Genomic DNA, 17,499 nt, shown 5'->3' with positions numbered 1-17,499 from the left:
TATCCCGTTGGCCGGCCGCGCGCGGGATGTGACGATGTGCCGATCTCCCGTACGGAGGATGCTTGTACGTTTTCCTGTGCGCGGGATGCGGCGAAGAGCTGACCGCGCCGCTCTCGCAGGTCGCCCTGCCGGTCCACGCCCACCAGTCCTTCGGGAACGGGCTCCAGCTCCCGGTGCTCATGGAACCGGGCACCTTCGCCGTCGATCCGGAGCCGTACGGCCCGCCCTACCGCACGTGGGAAGAGATCGATCCGGACGAGGCGGCGACTCGCGGCATCTACGCACCCGTCCGCTCCCTGTCCTACGGCCCGGCCGGAGCGGTGGCCGTCGCGCCGGGGGACGTCCGAGCGACGGTCCTGAACCCCGACCGGCGGGGCGGCGCCTGCTGCGGCCTTGCCGGGGGCGACGGCCCCAACATGACCTGCGAGACCTGCGGCCTGCCCGTCGCCACACGAATCGACGACTGCTCCCTGTGGGAGGCGGTGTGGCTCGACCCCGCCACAGTCCGCCACCTCGCCGTCGACGGCGACGACCCCGAACCACTGTCCTGGGGCCAGCTGCTGACGCAGGGCGCGGGCACACCCCCGTACGAACCTCTCATCAGATGGGGCTCACGCCCCGGACCGCACTGCCAGTGGTCCTGGAGCCCCCGCTGGGAAGCAGCGGCCGGCCACGCCCTCGCACACCTGCTGGCCGCCTCCCACGGCCGGCCCGTGACCGTCCCCGGCGGCCTGGCCACCGAGATGTTCCAGCGCGCCCTCGACACCCTGCTCCCACCGGGCCCATCGCCACGCCGCGCCCGCTTGGCGGGCCCCGGTCTGCCCGGCACCGACGCCGGCATCTTCCTCGTCCCGACCCACCCCCAGACCGGACGGACCTGGACACCGCCCGGCGCCGCGCACCTCGCGCCCCTGCCCTTCGGCGTGTGGCACTGGCTGGCCTTCCCCCCGCCCGAACCCACCCGCCACCGCATCGGACCGCGCACCCGCCACCTCCTGGCCGACGAGGACCCGCTCCCACCGCCCCCCAACCACCCCCTGTGGATCGACTGGCACACCTTCCGCCGCACCCTCGTCCGGCTCCCCGCCGCCCGCACCACCTGGATGCGCCAAATCCTCCCCGAACTCACCGACCCGACCCGCTTCCGCTTCTTCTAGCCCCACGCCCGAGCGCGGCTCCTCCTGCTTCCTTCGTCGAAATCGATCACTTGCAATGGTGAAATGGACGACCTCACCTCGCTCAAGCAGAGGGACCGACGCGTTCCTCTGCCTCCTCGGCGTCACTTTCGGTGCTTCCGTCACCTTCGGTTCCCTGGCCTGGCTCTTCGGTAACTTCACCAACGCGTGTGCCGGCCAGGGCTCATGGACACCGTTCCGCATCGGAGACGCGCTTCTTCGGCCTCACGCACTGTGGCCGCGGCTGGGGCCGGTCCTCCTGCTGGTCGGCGCGCGACTGATCCCCGGCGTCGTCTGCTTGGCCCTCACCGCGGCCGCCGTCGCCGCGTGGCTCCGCCTACGCAGTCCGGCGAACGGCCTGGCCCGTCGATCCGATCTGGCCCCACTGCTCGCCAAGGGATGCAGCGCGCGAGCGCAGGCCCTTCGCCCCAGTCTGGCCGGACGCCGCCGCAAGGACATCTCCCCGAATGACCGAGGACTGCGGCTCGGCAAACGGTCCCCTGGGCAGCAGGAAGTCCGCGCTTCCTGGGAGGACGTCCTCCTCGCCATCATGGCCCCGCGCTCCGGCAAGACGTCCGCCCTCGCGATCCCCATGATCCTGGCCGCCCCCGGGCCCGTCCTGCTCACCTCGAACAAGGCGGCCAACGACGCCTTCGCCGTGACCGTCGACGCCCGCGCGAAGCTGGGCCGCGTATGGACCCTCGACCCGCAGCACATCGCCCACCGGCCCCGGCAGATGTGGTGGGACATCCTCGCCGACGCCCGCGACCTCGCCGGAGCCAAACGCTTGGCCGGCCACTTCGCGTCCGCCGGCGTTGAAGACGCCAAGGGCTCCGACTTCTGGTCCACCGCCGCCACCAACACCCTCGCGGCGCTGTTCCTGGCCGCCGCCTCCCACCACCGCCCGGTGACCGACATCCTGGCCTGGCTCGCCTCCCCCGCCGACCGCACCCCGCTCGACGTCCTGGCCGATGCGGGCCACCACGCGGTCGCGGCCCAACTCCGAGGCACCGTTTCCGGCGCAACCGAGACGCGGGACGGCATTTACGAGACTGCCCGCCAGTACGCCACCTGCCTGCTCGACTCCGGGATCGCAGCCTGGGTCACCCCCGACAACACGCTGCCCGAGTTCCGCCCCGCAGCGTTCGCCACCTCACGCGACACCCTCTACCTGCTCAGCAAGGACGGCGGGGCCGCCGCGAAGGCGATCGTCGCCGCCGCAGCCGACGCCGTCATGCGCGCTGCGGTGGCAGTCGCCGAACGCACCGGCGGACGCCTCGACCCGCCCGCTCTTTGCGTCCTCGACGAAGCCGCCAACGTCTGCCGCATCGCCGACCTGCCCGACCTCTACTCCCACCTGGGCAGCCGCGGCGTCATCCCCGTCACGATCCTGCAGTCCTATCGCCAGGGCCAGCGCTGCTGGGGCGAAGCCGGCATGGATGCCCTCTGGTCCGCTGCGACCATCAAACTCATCGGCTCCGGAATCGACGACGCCGACTTCGCCGACCGCCTCTCCCGCCTCGTCGGCGACCACGACGTGGAGACCACCTCCGTCACCACCTCACCAACCGGCCGTTCCACCTCAACCAGCACCCGCACCCAACGCGTACTCCCTCCGGACGCCATCCGCGCCCTCCCGAAGGGCACGGCGCTGCTGCTCCCCACGGGCATCCGCCCAGCCCTCCTTGACCTCACCCCCTGGTACAAAGACCCCGCCGCCGCCAAGCTCGTCAGCCTCGCGTCCCGAGCGACAACCTCGTCGATCGCCCAGAAGGCCAATACCGAGGTCGCTCCGGATGCCTGCGAGAACACCCTCTGAACAGGTTCAACTGGCGCTGTCGGAGAGAGCGACTCAGACGTTTGACATGGTCGTTCATCGGCGACAGGTCGTGTCCATGCCTGCGAGTACGGGCAACGACACGTTCACATCGTCCAGCACGCTGCACCCCGGCTCGGGGCACATCACTTCTCGGGGGGGCAGGCCAATCACACCCCGCGCCCCGACCTCCTGCGATGGTGCCGCCGGCCGAACGGCCGCGGACAGTGCACCCCCAGTGACCGCCAGCCGCTGGCCTGCGACGGTGCCGTTGGCCGATTAGCCGCGGTCAGTGGCCGACCACTGGGTTAACGCGGCGAAGTGCGTGTCCACCTCCGTTGGTGTCTCGCTGAGAGCCCTGTCGGCGTACTCCTCTGAGTGCTCCGGTGGGTACAGACGCGCGTGCTCCAGTCAGCAGGCGGCTGCTTGTCGGTTGTGCCGGCTGGATTGCGATTACGCACCGAAGCCATCGTCCGGTCGTCGGCTTCCGGGGGGCGCACTCGTGGGTGCTGATCCAGTGGCAGGCACTGTCCAGAAGGGGCTCGGAGTCGGCCCCGGCCCGGAAGGTGAAGGTGGTCCCCGTCGACTCCGTCCTGTTCCAGGTTCTGACGGAGCGCGAGGAAAAGAACAGTGTGGCCATCGCGAGCAACGAATCCTTCAGCGGCTGGACCAAGTCCTTCACCGGCCCCCGCCTCTGCGCGGCCATCGTCGACCTCGCCTCACCTTCAACGGCGCGATCATCCGGACCGTCACCGAGTCCTACCGCCTCGCCCACACCCGAGCACAAGCGGAACGCGCCAGCTGACAGACCGCCGCGGCCGCGTGCTGGGACGCCCCGGGCGTCCCAGCCGCCGCGAAGGGTTACCCTGATTCGCTGCCGGTCGGCGTCAGCGAGCGTTGGCCAGGAGGTGGGCATGGCTCTTGAGATGATCCCGGATCGTCCTGGGCGGGAAGCCGCGTTCGAGCCGCTCCTTGACGGCCTATTGGAAGTCTTCAGCCCGGCCTGGGTTCTTCCCGAGCGGATGGCGGACCAGCATCCGCATCACCGCTGCGCGGTCAAACGCTGGGAAGTCGGGCGGGCAGCTGAGGAAGACCCTGACCTCACCCGCCAGTACGCCGATCGATTGATCGACGCGGCCATGCATGATCAGTGCCGAAGCGGGATCAACCAACTGATCCGCCCCCTGGTCGAGTCTCTAGGTCACCGTTGGACGCAGGAACAGATCATCGAATACCTCCGCTCTGGCACGAACGCACAAAAGGTCGGAGCGACCATGGCCTGGTACTTCTCCCGCCCAGGGCTCAAATACGCATCCAGGGAGGACTTGGCGAACCAGACGCCCACTCCCGAGAGCAAAGCCGTCCTGGACGCGCTCTCCGACCTCCGGGCCGACTACAGGAACGCGGTCTTGGCTGCCTTCTTGGCCTGCGAAGACCTTGAGACACGTCAAGATCTATCGCTGTGGATCTCGCTGAAGACCTCCACCTACCCCGACGCCCTTCAGAGCGATCATCAACGGGCCAAGGAAATCATCCTGGCAAACCCCGATGACTACCGGTTGATGCTCCAGCGCTGCGGCCAGAGCTGACGTCGGCGATCCGCCGGGCACAGATCTCGTCTCAGCACGGCCGACAACTGACATCACTTCCCACTGACATCGATCATGGACGAGCGCCCTGAGCGGCTCCCGAAACCGCCTCGGAGTGACATCCGGTCGAAGTTACACAGCCATGCTGCGGCTGGACGACCTCGACCCTGCCGCCCGAATAGTTCGGTTGCTGTCACCGCGGTTTCACCGGCTGCGGCAGCATCGCAGCCCCAACCATCGCACCCCCGGTGACAGCAACCGCGGCGCTGTCCGCAGCTTCACGGACTGCGGCACCATCAATATTGCAGGCACCAGAAATCTGTTGCTCCTCGTCGAAGTCGCTGGCCCCCCGGTCCCCTTCTCTTACTTGGAGTCGCGATGACAGACGCCACAGCGCCCGTCCATGACGCCGCCGACATGGACCCCGGCTGCGTAGCCGACGAGGATCTCGGGGATCTCGCCAGCGCTCTGGCCGCGACCGTGGCAGAGGTCCGTCGGCACGGTGTCGTTCTCGACCGCCTGCGGTCCGCCCAGGAAGGCGGTGAACCGCGACCGCAAGGCAGCGCACCGCACTCGGTGTTCATTCTCACCGTGGCAGACGAGGCCTACGAGGCCGAATTGGCGGCTCTACGCAACTGGGTGCATGGTGTGCTCCTGCCGAACTACGGCCGTGAGGTCAGCACCGCGCGGCCCTGGTGTGAGCAGTGGCATGAGCACCCGGAGGCGGTCGCCCGGCTGCACGCGCTGTGGCTGGCCTGGAGGGAACTCACCGGCGCGGCCGCGGGGCTGACCGGACCGAGCGTTTGGCACCGTGACCACCTCGACATCGCCATGCTCCAGCTCCGCGCCCCTGACGGACCGTTTGCCGCCTGCACCACTGATGCCCGCCGGCCGAACCACCGGCTGCTGCTGCCTCCGGGGTCGCAGAGCGGCGGAGCTGCGGAGTAGCTGACGCCTGGCCTCGCCCCTTCAAAGCCCTACGCCAGGTAGGCGCCGTAGAAGGAGCCGTCGAATCCGAGGGCGAGCATGGCCACCTTCGTCGTCGGATAGCTGGTGCCTGCGGGGACGGAGATGAGGGCCTCGTAGTCGGCACGGGTGATCTCGGGTTCCAGCCACTGGTGAGCGCAGCGGCAGCGGATCCAGACGTCGCGGGCCTGGTTGATCAGCAGCCAGTCACGGCGGGCGCCGCAGGCGGAGCACATCACGGGGATGCCCCGCAGGGTCAGCTCGCGAGGGTGACTGAGCCCTCGAACGGCGAGCGGATCCGTGGGCGCTTCGGGCTGGCGCTTCGCCGCCGGGAGGGTGGACGGGGGTGCGAGGACCGGTTCCGCGGGATAGCTGGTCGTGCTGGGCACGATATCCCTCCTCCTCGAAAGGCTGACTTTTCCATCTGTAACAGACACCTGCGGTCGCCGTCGAGGTGGGGCCACGGCTTCGGCGATCTGTCGCTCAGCGTCGTGGTGGGCGCCGGTCCTGGGCGTGCTGGGTCACGGCGATAGCTGCGTAACCGGAGGTCTGTCGCGGTGAAGCCAGTGGATCCTGGCCGGTCCCGGGGTGCGCGGGGAGGTCGGCCAGCCGGCGGAGACGCCACACCAGGACGTCGTTGATGTCCTCGGCGGTGTCCAGTTCACGAAGCCCCACCGCTTGGCGCAGAAGCATGCCGGGGTCGTAGCCAGCCTGTTCGGCCTGGGCAAGCGTGGCAGCCAGCACCGAGTGGTCGGCCTCGGGGTGCACGGCGGCGGGCAAGGCGTCCCGGACGGCGGCTTCGTACCTCTGGCGTTGGGCTGCCGGGAGGGAGCGGGCCTGGTGTCGGAGAAGGTCGAGGGGCGCGGCGGCGGCCTGATGGTAGGCGGCGCGTAGTCGGGTGGCAGCCTGGCGAGCGGCTTCCGCTTGCTGGGCGTGGCCGCGGGCGTCGTGCCAGCGTGCCGTGGCGATCGTGGCCAGGACCAGGGTGGACAGCAGCATCGCCGTGGCCGCGCCGTCTTCACCTCGACCGAGCGCACCCCCGGCCTGCACGATGCCCCGTGCCGCGGCCCGCAGGGCGTGGGTGTCAGCCTGCTCGGCTCGCACGTGGCTCCGGGTAGCGCGTTCGAAGGCCCGGGCAGCTTCGCGCAGCTCGGTACGGGTAGGGGCCGCAGAAGTCTGGGCGGCGGCGTCGAGGAGTTCGCTGATGCCGGAAAGATGTGCGGCTGCTTCGTCATCACAGCCCTCCAGCTCGGCGACGGCTTGTTCGGCAACAGCGACAGCTCCGCGCCGCTGACCCGCGGGACCCGAACCGTAGGGGCCCGCCACTGCCGACTCCACGCCGCCATCGGCAAGAGCGGTCTGGTCAAGTCGGCGGCGGATCTTGGGCAGCGACAAGTCCGGGGCCAGGGTCGAACCCGCGAACCATACGGGCGTGCCCTGACCGTTGCGGTCGCCGGGGACGGCGACGCTGTAGCCGAGGACGTCCCCGGAGGGCGCCCGGCGCAGCTTGGTGCGCAGTCCCGCCTCGCGCAGCCGGGTGAAGAACTCCTCCTCCGTCGCCGTGCCGGCCACGGCGTTGCGCACGGCTTCGCGCAGCATCTCGCGCGGAGTGGCAACGCGGCCGATCCGCTCGGCCTTGAAGCGTTCGGCGCTGGTGGGGTTCTTCGCCGCGGTGCCGTCGCCCGGCTTGAGCTGCCGCAGCCCCAGCTCCGACTCGATGCGGCGGCACTCGGCCTGGGCCTTCTTGAAGTCGTAGTTCACCCGGGGCCGGCGCAGGTCACCGCGGACCATGGTGGCGAGGATGTGGATGTGGTCCTCAGCGTGGCGTACGGCGACCCAGCGGCAACCGTCCGGGTCTCCTTCCGGTGTGAGGCCGACGGCAGTGACCAGGCGGCAGGCCACGTCATTCCACTCGGCGTCGCTCAGGCCCCGGTCGCCGGGGTCGGTGCGGACGGAGCAGTGCCAGACGTGCTGGGCGGGTGCGGCGGCACCGGCCTGCTTCACCCGCAGGTCCAGAGCGGCCGCAAGCCGGGACATCGCTGCCTTGGCGTCAGCAGTACGGCCGGGGTCAGGTGCGAAACCGTCCCAGGAGCCGACGAGGTGGGGATCGGCGTGCTCGTCGCGGCGGCCGGGCCCGTACAAATAAGCGAGCAGCCCGTACGTGCGGGAGCCACGGCGGATCTTCGGCACCACTACGAGCGCCTGCTGACCAGCGCGTCAGCTGCGGCGTCGATCCGGGCGAGGACGTCGAGCAGAGTGCGCAGAGCGCGGTCCAGCCGTACGGGCAGAGGCTGCCCGACGGCGTTGTGAACGTGGGCGATCTGGTTGACGTTGTTGCCCACCCGGGAGATCGCGGTCCGCAGTGCGGCAAGCTCGTCGACCGCCGCGGCCAGCTGCCGGTCAGGCCGGACGGAGACCTGGCCGCGGGCGGCTGCCATCCCGGCGGTGGCGAGGAAGCCGGCCGGGGTGAGGGCGTGCAGCCGCGCGGCGGCGGCGATCTCGGTGCGCTCAGTGTCGGACAGGCGGACCGTCAGCTTGTAGGCGCGCTCGGTCGGGTTGCGGGCGCGGCGGCGGGGCTTGCGGTCGGGGAAAGGGGGCGTTCGTTCGTGCGGCTGGTCGTCGGCCACTCCCCCGGTGTCCGCGGCCCCCTGGCTGCGGGCGTCCGACCGGTTCCCGAGCGCCCTCGCTCGGGAACCGGTCGGGTCTTCTGAAGCGTGCGACGGGCCGTAGGACCGTCGTAGGCGACAACTTGCTCCGCCTGGGGCCGTGGTCGGTTCGGGCACGATTGCGGGGTGAGCGGCGTCCGGGCCTCCGTGGGGCATCAGCCACTCCGTCCGTCGTTCCGGCGGATGGTGCGGAGGAAATTCTCGATCCAGTCCATGGCCAACACGGGATGGTGCAGCGTCCAGGGCCGGTCCTGCGGTCGGTGCTGCACGACCCAGCAGGCATCAGGAGCTGTCTCGGCCCGGTGGAGATAGCCGTGGCCGCACAGGACGGCCAGCCAGGTTTCCACTTCGGTGGCGGTTGCGGGGCGCGTACGCATGAGCTTCTCCGGCGGATGGAGTGTCGGGCGGGCACACGGATGCTTCTGACCACGGTCGCTACACGGGTGGCGATGGGGCGTCCACGGCCTCCCGGCCCTGGTGCCCGGCCTCCTGCCGCAGATGAGCCATGACCCTGGTGAGCGCGTCGTTGGACAGCGGGATGCCCTGACCGCGGATCGCCTGAGCGATCACTTTCCGGGTCAGCTTCCCCTCGGCCAGGGCGGCCTTGCGAGCGACGGCGAGAAGCCCGTCGGTGTCAGGCCGGTGGAACCGGTCAGCTGGTCTCCCGGCTTCTCCGTCGCCGGACAGTGCCCTTGCCGGACGCCTGGACGGAGGAGGCGTCCGCTCCGGGTCACCGACCTCACCGGCTGTCCTGGACGGTCCGACCGCTGTCCGCAGTTCCGCGGGCAACGTGTCCTGGACGGTTACAGGAGCTTGCCGCGGTCCGGAGGCGTCACCGTGAGAAGCCGCGTCGTGCGCGGCCTCCGGGCGGCCCGAACTCCGGGCGACGAGGATGTACAGATGGACCGCTCCGGCCAGGGCGAGCGGGGCGACCGTGGACAGTGCGGCGACCGCCTGATCGCCAAGGCGAAGTGCGCCGGCCGAAGAGTCGGTCCGGTTGAGCCGGACGGCGTGGAGAGCATTGGCCCAGACGCTGACGCCGGTAGCTGTGCCGAAGAGCGTCCAGACGTAAAGGCGTGCCCTCATGGGAGCTGTGCGCAGGACGAGCAGGGCGCGTACCCAGTAGGCAATGAAGCCGTCGATCGCGAGCGGGAAGAGCCAGCGCAGTCCCGGGCGCACGTGGACGGCGATGGCGGTCTGCTGCAAAGCGCTGTAGGACAACGAGCACCCGGCTGAGCCCAGGGCGACGACGGCAGCGCGGTCCCACCCCGTGACGTGCGGGGAGGGCAGGATGCGACTCATGCGACGGGCCCGAAGTCGCGACGGTCGGAAGGCTCGTAGGCGAGTCGCGCCACCTCCGTGACCACCTTCGCCGCCCGGCTCCGCGAAGCACGGCGGGCTTTGCGATACAGCTTCTGGACATGCTCTTCGCTGACCTTCAGCAGCCGGGAGAGATGCTCCTCGCTCACGCCTTGCTCGTAGGCGATCGCGACCACCGCGCGGCGTTCGGCCCTGTTGAGGTGGACATCATGCCCGGCCAGGACGGCGGTGACCCTCCCCTCGTCGAGCCGACGGGCGGCTTCGGCGTGGAGCGGTTCGCGCTCTTCTTCGGTCATGCCGCCCCGGATGCCGTAGGTGTCGCCGGTCTCAAGGGCGACCTCCAGGCAGAGCCGTCGCACCGGGCATTGCGCGCACAGCGCTCTCGCGGCGCGGATCTTCTCGGTTTCCTCCGGCCCGGGGAAGAACCACTCCGGATCGATCGGGTTGTAGTCGGTGGCGCGGCACACGGCATCGTTCTGCCAGCTGTGGTCTCCGCGGAGGCGGTAGCGGACGGTCACCCCTGGTGTTTGAACTGTGGTCATGTACAGGCTCCGGTTGCTCTCCGGCAGCCGCTCGCGCGGGTCGGAGAAGGTCGGGCGGACCGCGGCCGACGGCAGCGGGCACACGGAGGAGAAGGCTTCCGGCTCAGGCCCGCGCACGTCGGCGGTCGACGGGCGCGAAGGAGATGCGGGTGGTCATCTGGGCCAGGCGCGAGGTAACCCGGTCGCCGAGGTGGGCACGAAGGTCGGCGATGGGCAGGTTCGTGGTGACGAGTGTGGGGAGCATCAGGTTGTAGCGGCGGTTGACCAGCCGGTACGTGATCTCCTCGACCCATTCGCTGGTCTTCGCAGCGCCGAGGTCGTCGAGGAGCAACAACGGGGAGCGCGCGAGGCCGGCCAGTTCGGCCTCGCTGTCGGCGCCCGCGCGGGGACGCAGACTCGCGTACATGTCGGCCGCGGTCATCGCTCGCCATCGAACTCCGAGCCCCGCGCGGGCCAGGGCACGGATCGCTCCGTACGCCTCGTAGGTCTTGCCCGACCCTGTGACGCCCGCCAGCAGGAGACTCGGGCCGGTAGTCACCTGCGGGCGCGCCCCGGGGCCTGGCGGTGAGGCCAGTCGGACGACCTCCTGAACCCATTCCAGCACTTGGGCTTGGGAGGCCTCGGCGTCGCGGTAACGCGGCGGCAGGCCGGCGGACAGAGCAGCCAGCGCTGCGTGCGGCCCCGAATCGTCCGGCGCAAACGACGGAGCGGAGCCCGGGGCGATCCCTCGGGCGGCCAGAATGCGGGAGATCCGTTCCAACGCCCCGCCCTGGCCGAGGGGTTGCGGCTCACGCGTGCGCATCACAGCTCCTCGGCGTAGGCGGCTGGGTCAGCGGGATTCGTCCACGCGTGGTGAGCGGGCGCGCCAAGCCGGTTGCCAGGGGCTGCGCGGCTCCCGGGCACGTTCATCACGTCGTTGACCAGGCTCGCCAAGCGAGAAGGATGCCCCTGGATCTCGGCGTACCGCTGCAGCCCCGCTCGTACGTGATCCTGCCCGATGCCCTCGCCGAGCAGCTTCTTGACCACCCGGCCGACGTGGGCGACGACATCGTTGGGCGGTCGACGACCGCACGCCGAGACGTACTCCGCGACGAGCCGACCAGCCTGGGGCGGTACGTCGGGCGCGTCGCGACCCGAAGGAACAGATGATCCAGGATCCAAGATCCTGGATCCGGACGCCGAGTCCTCGCCGAACGCTCGACGAACATTCGACGAGGACTCGTCGAGGCTGGTCCGAGCCGCACCCGCGTCATCGGGCGCCGGGGTTGGCTCGCTCCTCCCGGGCTTGTGGGACGGTTCCGGGGCGGTATGCGGCAGCGGGCTGTGGGAGTCGGCGTCAGCTGTACGAGCGTCCTGAACCCGGTCGCGAGGCTCGCTTGCCGATCCCTCGACGAACCGAACCCGACCATCCACCGAGGTGCCGGCCACGCGGGTGCAGACCCCCTTACAGTTCCCGCACCGCCCGTCGGCGTGGTGGTGAGGGCAGGCCGGCATCCGGGACTGGCTCGGCCGGTCGATCTTCTGGTGGTCGTACCAGGCGACGACGTGCAGATAACGACGGCCGTCGCATCCGGTGTACCGGCAGATCAGACCGGCCTGCGCGAGCTGCGTGAGGTCGTCCTCGACGTGGACGGAGGTGTGCTCCGCCCTGAGCGGCCACAGCAGCCCGGCGATGATCGCCGCGTTGTCGCGGTGCCGACCATGGTCGTCGGCCTGAGTGAGCAGGCCGACGAAGGTCCGCTCGGCCTCGACGGTGACCTCGGCGAGGGACTCGGAGACGAAGGCCTCGGGTTTGATGGTGCGGATCCGCGGCATATCAACGCCCCTCGCCTCGATGCGTGCTGGGGTCGGCGCAGATGCGCGCGGAACCCAGGTCGAGAGTGTGCGGGCGGGACCAGTCGACGTCTGGCCAAGCCCGCAGGATCCAGCGGGCCATGACGGTACTGCCGGTACGGGTCAGCTCGACGGGCTGACCGGTCGCTCCCCGGGCGACCGCGTGGGGGTGCGGCCAGACGGCTTTCGGGTCGGTGAGGCTCACCTGGATCGTGGCGGCGCCGGGGACGGCCGCCGCCAATCGGGCGACGAGGCGACGCTGTCGGCTCTTGTCCGGGCATGCCGGACTTCCGCTGCACGTTGCGGACATGCGAAACTCCATGGTGAGTACGGCGCGCGGCGGGTGCTCGTCCAAAGGTCCTGCCGCTCGCATGACGTGATTGGGCGCCTTCGTGGTGCCGACCTCGGCGCCTGGGAGCTGGAACTCCCGGGCGCCGTTCTCTTGCACCGGCGGCTTCTCTACGGTCCGCGCTGACGCACTGCCTCTCCCTTCTCGGGGCGAGCAACGCCGGGTCATCCCACTGCGGGGGTGAGCACCTGCGACATCGACGCGAGCGGCTCCACCTTCAACCGGCCTCACCAGGAGCGGAACACTCCAGTGGCGATGACAAAGAGTGGTGCACGCACCGCAGTCTCGTTGATCACGTTAACCGCAGTGTCGTCATTCAGCCACGTAAGACACGAAATCACCACCAAAGTGGATAGAATCCCGTGGACGACGAAGGACTGGTGATGGCCGCGAACCGAGAACGAGCGTTCGCCGAACTACTCGACTACCTCTTCCAGGAGGTACACCCACCCGGCCGCGGTCCCTACACCTACGCCGAGGTCGCGCACGGCATCCGGAACACAGCGGGCGTCACCATCTCCCCGAGCGCCATCCAGCAGCTGAGAACCGGCACGAAGGCGAATCCCAAACTCCAGACGATCAGGGCCCTCGCAGGCTTCTTCGGCGTGCCCGCCGGCTACTTCTTCGACGAGGGCGTGGCCGAACGCACGCGCGCCGAGATCCAGCTCGTGGCGGCCATGCGCGACCAGAAGGTGCGGCGCGTCGCACTGCGCGCCAACGGATTGAGCCCTTCGAGCCTGCAGATGCTCAGCACGGTCATCGAGCAGGCGCGGCGCCTTGAGGGACTCCCGGGCGACGAACCCGACGCCGCACTGCTGGACGACGAGTAGCGCCGACCGGTCTCGCCTATCCGGGCAAGCCACCCGTGCCGAGCCGAGGAAGCGTCGCCCCGCACACCCGCCTTACGAACGGCCCGGCTGCCTCTTCTCCCGATCCACCCACCGACCGGCTCCCCGCTCGATGTCCTGGACGGTCCCGAGGGACACGCCGAGCTCGGTGGCGATCTTCCGGTACGACACGTTCTCCGCGCGCAGCGCGAGGACGAGCTCTCTTCGCCTGTCGTAAAAGCGCCTGTTGCGCTCGGTTTGGTCCTTCAGCAGCTGACCGATGGCGCGGACCTGGGCGATCGGGTCCGGAATGGCCTCGACGGCATCCAGAGCGCTGAGCGCTCGCCGCACCGCGATGTCGGCTTCCTCGTCCTCAACCATCCCGTTCCTCGTCCGCGGGCGGGTCGACTTGCCTACGTGTATGGGTGCCCATACGGTGGCAAATGTCCGCAATTGCCAATAGCAGCCCTGATCCGCAGGCCTGACGCCTGGTCGGGGTTGTTGCCAGTAACCGGGCCCGGCGGTGACACACCGGGCCCGGACAACCCCGGCCTGTGCTGACACACCGGGCCGGGCCAGCCAGTCCCTGCTCACGACAGGAGTCTGACCAATGACGAATCCTCCCATTCCGCTTCCTCAGATGCCCGCACGGCGCGTCCTGGCGGTCGGATCGGTACGCCGTACTGCCGACGGGCGCACCATCACCGCCACTGTGAGCGAGGCCGGTGTCCGCTTCGTACCTGCCCGGCGGGCGCGGTGAGGGGCGCGGGCCCGGCGAAGGGCGCTGGGCACGACCCGCGGTCGTGCCCGCTGTGCGCCCGCCTCCGACACCCGTCCCGCGGCTTCCGCGGCATGGCTGCGGTCACCGGGCCGCTTCCCCGGCAGGACGCCGAAGGTGACCGCTGATGTGGGGCGACGACGCGAACGACCGCGTCATCCCAGTCATCCCGGCACCGAGAAGCCCGCTCGACCTGCCGTTCTGCTGCCGGACACCGATGCGTCGAGACGGCGACGACTGGACCTGCGGAAGGTGCGGATCCTGCTACGGCGCTGACGGACATCCGCCGCCCGCGCCGGACGACCCGAACCGGGCCGGCGATGCCATCGCCCGGGCCAAACGCAAGCCACGCGAGTAGGGCCCCGGCTGCGGTCGGACGCCCCTTCCCGTGCCGAGGGGTTTCGGGGGCTCGGGCTGCGTTTCCCGAGCTCCCCGTCCGGCGCTGTCTGAAACGTGAGCTTCGTGGTCGGGGAAGGCGCTCGGCCGCAGAAGTTCGCGCGGGCGGCAACCGCGCCGCAAGCGCGCCTCCCCTCGGCTTCGGCGGGCCCTTTCACCGGGGCAGGACAGGGAGTGCGGCGAGGCCGTGTACCAGCCGGGTGCGGCGCCAGACGAGTTCGTCCGGTCGAACGGCAAGACGGAGGTGGGGGAACCGGGTCAGGACGGCGCTGAGGGCGATGCCGGCCTCGGCCTTGGCCAAGGGGGCGCCGAGGCAGCGGTGGATGCCGTGGCCGAACGCCAGATGGCCGGCCGCGTCGCGCCCTGCCTCCAGGTTTTGAGGCTCCGGGAAACGGGCCGGGTCGCGGTTGGCGTCGCCGATTGCCACCTGGACCGGTGCGCCCGCCGGGATGTGCGTACCGCCGAGGGTGAGGGGCTGTGTGGCGTACCGGAAGGTGGCGGTGCTCACCGGGGAGTCGTACCGCAGCAATTCGTCCAGCACCGCGGGGATATCGCCGGGGTGGGCGCGTAGTCGTGTCAGCTCCGCAGGGTGCCGGAGGAGGGTCAGCAGGGCGGTGCCGATGAAGTTAGCGGTCGTCTCGTGGCCGGCGACGAGCAGGAGGCAGGCGAGGGACACCAGTTCGGCCTCGGTGAGCTGATCATCCCCGTCGCGCGCGTGGATGAGGCGGTCCAGGAGGGCGTCGCCGGGGTGCTGCCGTCGGCGGGCAATCAGGTCGGCCATGTATCCGGCCAGGTCGTGCGAGGCCGCGTCGATACGGTCCGGCCGGCCGTCGGCGAACAGGTCGGCCGACCACAGCCTCACCTGCGCCCGCTCGGCCTCGGGGACGCCGAGCAGCTCGCAGATGACGATGACCGGCAGCGGTACGGCCAGCTCCGCAATGGCGTCGATTTCCCCGTCGGCGGGCCACTTGTCCAGCAGCGCGTCCGCGGTGCGGGCGATGAAGCCCTGCAACTTGGCAACGGGCCCGGTGGTGAACGCCTTGGTGACCAGGGCACGCAGGCGTGTGTGCTGAGGCGGGTCGCAGGCCAGCATGGTGTGCGCGACAGCCGGGTGCAGTCGGCGCTTCGACGCCTTGTCGGCGAAGAAGGCCGCCGTGTCCTTCGACAGGCGGGGGTCGGCCAGCGCCTGGCGGGCCTCGGCGTACCCGCTGACCAGGAAGCTGGGGTTCCCGCCCGCTCCTACCACCATCTCCCGCACAGGGCGGGGCGGCTCGGCCGCTACGGCGAGGACAGGGTTGCCTGGTCCTTGGGAAGCCGGGGAAGTCGGGGTCACGCCGTCACGTCCCGGAATGCTCGAGGCGTTTCATCGCCGGCGAGATCAAGCCCGAACGTGTCACCTCGCGCGTAGGCATCCGCGACGGCAACCAGCCAGTCAGCCTCGGCTCGCAGGTCGCCGCCGCGCGGGAAGATCTCCGCACTGACCACATCGACCGGCTGCCGACCCGATTGCAGCCCGGCAAGCGCTGCCTTCGCGAGTGCCGCTTCCGCGAACGCGGCACCGGGCCGTGTCTCTGTGTCGACGCGCCGCCGAGCGGCCTCCAGGACCTTTCGCGGACGGTACGGTCGCAGCTCCAGCAAACCGTCGCTGATCTCGACGACGCGCCGCTGAAGGAGAAAGCCCGGGTCGTGGTCCATATCGCCATCATCCTCGGGCGCCCGGAGCACGATGTGCGGCATGGCGTCCGCCAGGTCCCTCCACAGAGGTTCAAGTGCGACGAACGAACGAATTTCCCAACGCCGACGCTTGGATTGGCTGATCGGGTAGACGAGGGCTGGCAGCGTCAAGCCGACACCGATGAGCAGCACGGCGAGCGCCGGGGCGCTCACGCTGAACAGGCACGGCGGAGCGATCAGAGAGGAGCACTTCGGCTCGTCCCTGCTGACGAGGCGCAGCCCCAGGGCGAGTGAAGCCAGTACAGACGTCTTGTAGCCGGCATAGACCAGCCCGAAGGCGCACCCCGCCACCGCCAGGCGCAGACCGATGCGGACGCTGCCCCGGCGCGTCGACCGCGACTGGCGCAAGGCCTGCCTCATGAAATCGACGAGGGCCAGACTCAAGTAGGAGATGAAAAGCCCCAGGTACAGGGCGTATCGCTTCCCTGAGGGGGCGATGAGTCCTTCTGACAGGAAGAGCCCTGCCATTCCAGCGAGCAGAACGACGGCAAAGACCAGTCGCCGCCGGATACGCCGGCTCGCCTCGTCGGGAGCCAGGTTCATCTGGAACGAGACGGCCACGACCGAGGTGGCGGCTCCGACGGACGCGGAGTTGCTCATCAGGCGGGACAAGTGCGGGACGACGCTGCCTGTCGCACTGATGACCACGGGCGTGTAAGCGAGGAAGGCAAACGCGCAGGAGGCCAGGAGCGAGCCGATGGCAAAGCTGCCCGCCGGCCGCGACCCTTCACGGCCGGCCAGCCAGTACGCGGCGACAGCGGCCAGCAGGAAGGCCATCCCGAAGAACAAGGCGTTTACAAGCAACGGCGACGGCTCCTCATGGAGGGCTGTGCGAACAGTGCTTCCCAGCTCTCGGAACCTCTCGCAGGATCCCTCGCTGGTGCTTCCCGTTCCCGATACATCCTGTGCCGGACCAGGCTGGCGAACATCTCAGCTTCCCTTTCTTCCTCCGAGGAGTAGCTCGTGCGGCCCGACATCCGCAGGACGAGAATCGGATTCACACCGATGAGACGGGCAGTAGCCGTGTCCACTTCCAAGCTCCCCGGGTGATCCATGTACACGTGCATCAACTCATGTGTGAGGATGTGGCGCTGGTGGTGGACAGATGCGCTCTTCTCATAGAAGACAAGGTCACCGGTGGGAGTCTCTACACGGACCCCGCAGGGAACGTTGGCCTTTCCTCTCGTGTCCAGCGGCCTCACGGTGATGGGCTTTCCGCGCTGCATCGCGATGGCGTCGCAGAGTTCACGAGTCGTGAACCGGTAGGGCAGACCCAGACGGTTGATGTGCCGTTCATGCGATTCGCGCACCTGACTGTCGTGCATGAATCCGACGTTCTCTCTCGTTTCCGCGACTACTCGTGACATGCGGTTGGATGCGGGTCCGTGTGGGGAGCCCTCCCAAGCATCGATTACCGGAACGCTATCGAGAACAGGGGACCGGTGGCATGTGCGTGATCGGTTTGCCACCCTGGTGGAGTAGCGGGTCCCGCCGTTGAAGCCAGGGCC

17 protein-coding genes and 1 pseudogene are annotated in these 17,499 nt (G+C 69.6%); 6 read left to right on the top strand and 12 right to left on the bottom strand.

Annotated features, from left to right (window positions below):
• The first annotated feature begins 62 nt into the window (after window positions 1-62).
• The 5 genes and pseudogenes from ACH4PY_RS28450 to ACH4PY_RS28430 all read left to right on the top strand — a co-directional run bounded on the left by ACH4PY_RS28450 (window position 63) and on the right by ACH4PY_RS28430 (window position 5,528).
• Entirely contained in the window at window positions 63-1,157 is a 1,095-nt protein-coding gene (locus ACH4PY_RS28450; RefSeq protein WP_398188924.1) for a hypothetical protein, read from the top strand.
• A gap of 55 nt (window positions 1,158-1,212) precedes the next feature.
• Window positions 1,213-2,994, top strand: a complete 1,782-nt coding sequence (locus ACH4PY_RS28445) for a type IV secretory system conjugative DNA transfer family protein (protein WP_398188921.1) — start codon at window positions 1,213-1,215, stop codon at window positions 2,992-2,994.
• Window positions 2,995-3,509: 515 nt separating this feature from the next.
• Window positions 3,510-3,796, top strand: a pseudogene (locus ACH4PY_RS28440) (ATP-binding protein); the annotation flags it as partial.
• 109 nt (window positions 3,797-3,905) lie between these two features.
• Window positions 3,906-4,580 (top strand): hypothetical protein, encoded by a 675-nt coding sequence (locus ACH4PY_RS28435; protein WP_398188918.1) that lies wholly within the window; start codon window positions 3,906-3,908, stop codon window positions 4,578-4,580.
• 378 nt (window positions 4,581-4,958) lie between these two features.
• Window positions 4,959-5,528, top strand: a complete 570-nt coding sequence (locus ACH4PY_RS28430) for a DUF4913 domain-containing protein (RefSeq protein ID WP_398188915.1) — start codon at window positions 4,959-4,961, stop codon at window positions 5,526-5,528.
• 29 nt (window positions 5,529-5,557) lie between these two features.
• Here the strand turns inward: ACH4PY_RS28430 and ACH4PY_RS28425 are convergent, their stop codons facing one another.
• From ACH4PY_RS28425 to ACH4PY_RS28390, 8 genes are all read right to left on the bottom strand, one after another.
• Window positions 5,558-5,935 carry a hypothetical protein gene (locus ACH4PY_RS28425; protein WP_398188912.1) on the bottom strand — a complete coding sequence of 126 codons (378 nt, stop codon included), beginning with the start codon at window positions 5,933-5,935 and terminating at the stop codon, window positions 5,558-5,560.
• A 94-nt stretch (window positions 5,936-6,029) separates the two neighbouring features.
• Complete coding sequence (locus tag ACH4PY_RS28420) at window positions 6,030-7,739, bottom strand: relaxase/mobilization nuclease domain-containing protein (RefSeq protein ID WP_398188909.1); 1,710 nt, start codon at window positions 7,737-7,739, stop codon at window positions 6,030-6,032.
• On the bottom strand, window positions 7,739-8,173 hold the full coding sequence (locus tag ACH4PY_RS28415) for a plasmid mobilization protein (protein WP_398188906.1): 435 nt from the start codon (window positions 8,171-8,173) through the stop codon (window positions 7,739-7,741). The genes ACH4PY_RS28420 and ACH4PY_RS28415 overlap by 1 nt, the downstream gene beginning before the upstream one ends.
• Before the next feature lie 474 nt (window positions 8,174-8,647).
• The gene (locus tag ACH4PY_RS28410; protein ID WP_398188903.1) at window positions 8,648-9,418 is read right to left on the bottom strand and encodes a hypothetical protein; all 771 of its coding nucleotides are present in this window, start codon (window positions 9,416-9,418) and stop codon (window positions 8,648-8,650) included.
• A 92-nt stretch (window positions 9,419-9,510) separates the two neighbouring features.
• Entirely contained in the window at window positions 9,511-10,074 is a 564-nt protein-coding gene (locus ACH4PY_RS28405) for a WhiB family transcriptional regulator (RefSeq protein ID WP_398189131.1), read from the bottom strand.
• A gap of 103 nt (window positions 10,075-10,177) precedes the next feature.
• Window positions 10,178-10,876, bottom strand: coding sequence for an ATP-binding protein (locus ACH4PY_RS28400; RefSeq protein WP_398188900.1), 699 nt, complete (start codon window positions 10,874-10,876; stop codon window positions 10,178-10,180).
• On the bottom strand, window positions 10,876-11,889 hold the full coding sequence (locus tag ACH4PY_RS28395) for a hypothetical protein (RefSeq protein ID WP_398188897.1): 1,014 nt from the start codon (window positions 11,887-11,889) through the stop codon (window positions 10,876-10,878). Before ACH4PY_RS28395 ends, ACH4PY_RS28400 begins: the two co-directional genes overlap by 1 nt.
• Window position 11,890: 1 nt before the next feature.
• Window positions 11,891-12,217, bottom strand: a complete 327-nt coding sequence (locus tag ACH4PY_RS28390) for a transcriptional regulator (protein WP_398188894.1) — start codon at window positions 12,215-12,217, stop codon at window positions 11,891-11,893.
• A 422-nt stretch (window positions 12,218-12,639) separates the two neighbouring features.
• Here ACH4PY_RS28390 and ACH4PY_RS28385 point away from each other — a divergent pair, with 422 nt between their 5' ends.
• A complete protein-coding gene (locus ACH4PY_RS28385; RefSeq protein WP_398189127.1) occupies window positions 12,640-13,086 on the top strand; it encodes a Secondary metabolite protein in 447 nt (148 codons plus the stop codon).
• Between the two features lie 72 nt (window positions 13,087-13,158).
• Here ACH4PY_RS28385 and ACH4PY_RS28380 read toward each other — a convergent pair whose 3' ends face one another.
• The 4 genes from ACH4PY_RS28380 to ACH4PY_RS28365 all read right to left on the bottom strand — a co-directional run bounded on the left by ACH4PY_RS28380 (window position 13,159) and on the right by ACH4PY_RS28365 (window position 17,316).
• On the bottom strand, window positions 13,159-13,464 hold the full coding sequence (locus ACH4PY_RS28380; RefSeq protein WP_398188891.1) for a helix-turn-helix domain-containing protein: 306 nt from the start codon (window positions 13,462-13,464) through the stop codon (window positions 13,159-13,161).
• A 947-nt stretch (window positions 13,465-14,411) separates the two neighbouring features.
• Entirely contained in the window at window positions 14,412-15,506 is a 1,095-nt protein-coding gene (locus ACH4PY_RS28375) for a cytochrome P450 (RefSeq protein ID WP_398188888.1), read from the bottom strand.
• Between the two features lie 80 nt (window positions 15,507-15,586).
• Window positions 15,587-16,795, bottom strand: a complete 1,209-nt coding sequence (locus ACH4PY_RS28370) for an MAB_1171c family putative transporter (protein ID WP_398188886.1) — start codon at window positions 16,793-16,795, stop codon at window positions 15,587-15,589.
• Window positions 16,786-17,316, bottom strand: coding sequence for a regulator component (locus tag ACH4PY_RS28365; RefSeq protein WP_398188883.1), 531 nt, complete (start codon window positions 17,314-17,316; stop codon window positions 16,786-16,788). The genes ACH4PY_RS28370 and ACH4PY_RS28365 overlap by 10 nt, the downstream gene beginning before the upstream one ends.
• Window positions 17,317-17,499: the final 183 nt, after the last annotated feature.

Origin of the sequence: Streptomyces sp. NPDC021224 (assembly GCF_044332905.1) — a bacterium.
Classification (GTDB): domain Bacteria; phylum Actinomycetota; class Actinomycetes; order Streptomycetales; family Streptomycetaceae; genus Actinacidiphila.
This window is presented reverse-complemented; position numbering and strand designations above follow the sequence as displayed.